The following is a 4,859-nucleotide window of genomic DNA, read 5'->3' as shown; positions in this document are numbered from 1 at the left end:
TTTTCAATTAAAGATAATTATTTTAAACAGAATGAGCCATATTTGATACAAAATATTTTAAAGAGGTTTTCCAATCCGGAATATTTACATTTAATTGTTCCGATATTTTTTTGTTTGACATTACCGAATATAAAGGCCTAACTGCTTTTGTAGGAAAACTTGACATTGGAACAGGTTTTATTTCAACCGGAATTTTCATATTTTTGATAAATTCCAAAGCTAATTCATATCTTGAAGCACTTCCTGAATTAGGAAGATGATATAAACCGGTTAAGTTTTTATCTGTTGCCATAAGGACATATTTTACAACATCAAAAGCAAACGTAGGAACAGATATTTCATCACAGGAAACATTTATGGTTTTGAATTTTTTTGTCCAACCGGATAATTTATAAAGAAAATTTTGCTTACCGTTTCCTATTAACCAACTTAATCTGAATATTAAGGAATTATTATATTTTAATGCTTCAGTTTCACCTTCCAATTTACTTTGTCCGTAATCATTTAAAGGATTTGTCTTATCGGTCTCAATATAAGGGCATTGTTTTTTACCGTCAAAAACATAATCCGTACTGAAATGAATAAATTTTGCATTTGTTATTTTTGCCTGTTCTGCCAAATAAGCAACGGCATCTCTGTTTATAAGATATGATAAATTTTTATTTAAAGACGAATTTTCAACATCAGTATATGCGGAACAATTTAAAATAATATCCGGCTTATATGAAGAAACAACCGTCTCTATATTTTTTTTATTTGTAACATCAAATTCTTTTTCGTTCGGAGCTAAGAAATTTATATTTCTTTTTTCAAATTCCAAAATAAATTCCTTTGCCAATTGTCCCGAACCGCCGGCAATCAAAATTTTCATTTAAATATATCCTTGTTTGTTTGTATATATTCAAAATTATATTCGGCTTCAGCAAACGGCAAATGTTTTAAATCTTTTGCAGATATTATAGGATTTTTACATGACCATGTTATATTTAAAGTTTTATCGTTATACATAATTCCTCTTTCGTTTTCCGGGGAATATATATTTGAACAAAAATATTCAAAATCAACGGTATCCGATAAAACCTCAAAACCATGTGCAAAACCTTCGGGAATATATAACATACTTTCTTTATTTGAATTTAAAATAACACCTACCCATTTGGCAAATGTAGGAGACCCCTTTCTCAAGTCAACGGCAACATCAAAAATAGCGCCGGAAACAACTCTTATTAACTTTGCCTGTGCAAAAGGTGCTAATTGATAATGAAGTCCTCTTAAAACACCTTTCGTCGAATGAGAAAAATTTATCTGTTTTATATTAATATTTATCCCGAAATTTTTAAAATCTGTAAGTTTAAAAACTTCTTCAAAAAAACCTCTGTCATCTTTAAATTTAACAGGCTCTATTTGAATAACATCTTTTATTGCTAATTTATTAAATTTAAAAGGCATTTTTTTCTCCGGTAAAATTTCCATGTCATTTTTAATACTATATTTCCATACTTCTCAAGTTTATCAAAAACTATTTTTTAATTTTTATAATAATAACAATCACCGGTATACAAAGTTGAAGTAATTCCGTTTTCAATTACGGTTAAATCTCCGCAAACCAATTTTAATTTTAACGTATTACCTATTCTTGAAAAAGCAAAAATACTACCTTGTGACATTTCCGTAGCACTATACTTATTTAACGTTACACCAATTTTACCTTCTTTGGAAGAATCCAAATTATAAACTAAAATTTCTCCCGTAACAGGATCTTTGGCTATTAGAAGGCCTTGTCCCTGTTTTAAAATAAAATCGGAATTAAATATCGATATCACAGCCATTCCGGTAGAAATTATCTTTGAACCGTATAATAATTCCGGAACATCTTCACTGTCATAATATCGTTGAACATCATCTTCCTGAACGGAAATATCAAGTCTTTGAGTAAAAAATTTTACGAAAAAGTCATTTTGTGCATATATCGTATTCACAAAAAACAATATCGAACATACCATCAATATTTTCTTTATCATAAAATTTACCCCAATATTACTTTAACTTTATGCAAACCGCCGTTAAAAGGTTTTATTATATTGCCTTCTATTTTTTTACCGTCAACAAAAATTTCTTTTACATGACTGTTTTTCTTCAACTGAGAATTTTCAAAATTAATATCATATTGTGCTTTTCTGAATTTTATAAATAAACCGCATTTTTTAAATTCTTTTGTTGCAGGTAAATGAGGGTCTATCAACAGGCCTTCAAAAACGCCCTTTACTCCAAAAAAGAAATTTTGAAAAGCATATCTTGTCCATGCACAAGAACCGGTTAAAACAGGATATTCTCCTCTTCCGGCAATATTAGGATTATCATCGGATACATAATATTCCGGTATCCAGGGACCTGTTCTTATTATTTCATGTTCATGATTTAACGGATTGATACCGGAAAAAACTTTATATGCCAAATCAGGCATACCTTGTTTTATTAAAGCCCAAACAAAAAACAAATTTGCATGAGAAAACACGGCATTATTTTCTTTTGTTCCGGCAGCAAAACCGGTTATTCTTCCTATTGTTTTATTAAATTTATTATATGCGGGATAATTTAATTTCAAAGCACCGACTTTTTTATCAAACAAAAATTTAAACACCGAATCTATTACTTTTTGTTCGGCATTTATTTTCTTAGCTCCGCCTGAAACCAAGCTCCAAGTTTGCGGCATTAACATCATTTCAAAATCATTTGATGTAGGATTTTTTTTATTTAATGCCGACTTATTCCAAATTGTATCAACAGGTTTACCGTCGGCAAAAATATAGCCGCTGTAATAATGACCGTTCCATGCCTTTTTATTTGCATTGTCTATAACAAGTTGTGCTTTTGTTCTTAAATCGTTTAATATTTTTGAAATTTTTACTTTAACTTTTTTACCGGAAATTGCATTGTTTACTTTATTTAAATATCTCGCCAAAATTTCCTGTCTTTTTTTTGCAGGAATATCTTTAGGTTTATCAAATGTTTCTATAAGTTCGGCCAATTCGGAAAAAACTTCTATTTCTTTAACATTTAAAACGGTTGCATTTTTTTCAAGCAAATCGGCAATTTCATTACAATTTTGAGCCAATGCAAAAGAAAAAGTTACATTTTCACCTTTTACCTGGTCAACGGCATCGTTCCAATCGGCTCTTTTCTGTTTTAAAAGGTTATTGTTTCCTACATCATAAAACATAGTTTCCAACTGAACAAGCAAATGTTCAATAACAGTTCCCGTATATTTTTTACCGTTTACCGTTTTTTGTGTTTCAATATAACCTTTTTTCCACTTATCGTTTTTAGTTTCCCCTCTGTTTTGATAACAATCCTTAAAATAACCTATACCGTCTCTAAATAAAAATTTTTCGTCACCTAAAAAATTTGCAAGTATCATAACGGTTTGTGCCGTCCAATAAGGATGGTCACACCATAAACCGTTTACTTCGTCACTGCCGAATTCTTTTGTCCTTGCAAAAAATCTCGTGGCATTTGTTCCGTCAAGTCTTATGCCCTCAAGCGTTTTCATTGTCCTTTCTTCAAGCCCTTGCGGGTCGATAACGGTTGCCGCCATCATATCCTGCCAAAAATCTCTCCAACCGGCAAAATCCGAACCGTAATCGGTTTGTGGGTGAGCGGTATTACCGAACCAATATCTCATTGACAGTTGATAACACCACCAATTATTCCATAAGTTATCGAATTCTTTGTTTGAAGTTGTTATTTTTACTCTTGAAGTTCTTTCCTGCCAATATTTATTTAAATCTTCAAATGCTTTAACGGCATTTTTATAAGAATATTTTTTTATTAATTTATCCGCTTCTTTACTTCCGTTAAAAGCTATTCCGTTTATTACAACAAAACGGACTGTTTTTCCTGCAGGAATTTTTATTTTTTTAAATTCTATCGCACCAACCGCCTCTTTACCGAAACATTGTTTTTGAGGTGCAATATCATTTAATATTGAATCCGGTTTTAACCACATATTGTTAGGACCTAAAAAAGTTTCTCTGTCGGAATAAAAACGATTTCCTTTTTTACCGTTTTGAGTTTCGGCACTCATAAAATAACAAATATTACTTGAATCGGTAGAACCTTCTATCCATTCAAGACCAGGTAAAATTTTAATACTGTTTTTTACTTCACTTTTATTATAAAGTCTTACTACATCTCTGTGATATTCAACATAAGCTCTGCTTCCTCCGTAAATCGGAACCGTCGGAATAAAATCTATAACTTTATCTTTTTTTGAATTGTTTGTTATATTAACAAGCCAAATTTCCGCCATTTCTTCCAAAGGAACAAAGATTGTAGTTTTTACATCTAAATTTAATTTTTTTGAAGAGCCGTAAAAATTAACATATCCAAGTCCCATTTCATATTTAGGGTTAGAAGTTTGCTTGTCGGTCAAATCATAATTATTAACAAGCCAGGTTTGATTTCCTTCCCTTATCCAAATAAACCTTGCCTGTCCTTTAGGAAAGTTAGGACCGTCAAATTCCCCGAACATTCTTGTATAATCAAATCCGGAAAAACCTCTTAAAAAATTATCACATATTGAAAAATATTTAGGACAGTTTGCTATCATGTGAATTAAAGGTTGTTTCAAACTTCTTGCATCACTGACAACACACTGTCCCTGTTTATCATAAGCCCATAAATTTTTCATTTTATTGCTCCAAAGTAAATTATAGATACTCGGATATTTTATCAAATATATTTTTGTTTATCAAAAATTTACGGAACCAACTTTTATCTTTTAATAAATATTTCTATTCTGTTATTTTTATTTCTGCCTTCTTTGGTTGTATTTTCCGCTATCTGTTTCTTTGAACCGT

The 4,859-nt window shown here is 30.7% G+C and carries 4 protein-coding genes; all 4 read right to left on the bottom strand.

Going from position 1 to position 4,859, the window contains the following annotated elements; all coding sequences use genetic code 11:
- Positions 1–22: 22 nt before the first annotated feature.
- The 4 genes from rfbD to ACMUOV_RS00975 all read right to left on the bottom strand — a co-directional run bounded on the left by rfbD (position 23) and on the right by ACMUOV_RS00975 (position 4,690).
- Entirely contained in the window at positions 23–871 is an 849-nt protein-coding gene (gene rfbD, locus ACMUOV_RS00990) for a dTDP-4-dehydrorhamnose reductase (protein ID WP_413852915.1), read from the bottom strand.
- On the bottom strand, positions 868–1,449 hold the full coding sequence (rfbC, locus tag ACMUOV_RS00985; RefSeq protein ID WP_413852913.1) for a dTDP-4-dehydrorhamnose 3,5-epimerase: 582 nt from the start codon (positions 1,447–1,449) through the stop codon (positions 868–870). Before rfbC ends, rfbD begins: the two co-directional genes overlap by 4 nt.
- Positions 1,450–1,526: 77 nt before the next feature.
- Entirely contained in the window at positions 1,527–2,021 is a 495-nt protein-coding gene (locus tag ACMUOV_RS00980) for a hypothetical protein (protein ID WP_413852911.1), read from the bottom strand.
- Between the two features lie 5 nt (positions 2,022–2,026).
- Positions 2,027–4,690 (bottom strand): GH36-type glycosyl hydrolase domain-containing protein, encoded by a 2,664-nt coding sequence (locus ACMUOV_RS00975; RefSeq protein ID WP_413852909.1) that lies wholly within the window; start codon positions 4,688–4,690, stop codon positions 2,027–2,029.
- Between the last annotated feature and the right edge of the window lie 169 nt (positions 4,691–4,859).

It is taken from the genome of Candidatus Ruminimicrobium bovinum, assembly GCF_902760015.1.
Classification (GTDB): domain Bacteria; phylum Elusimicrobiota; class Endomicrobiia; order Endomicrobiales; family Endomicrobiaceae; genus Ruminimicrobium; species Ruminimicrobium bovinum.
This window is presented reverse-complemented; position numbering and strand designations above follow the sequence as displayed.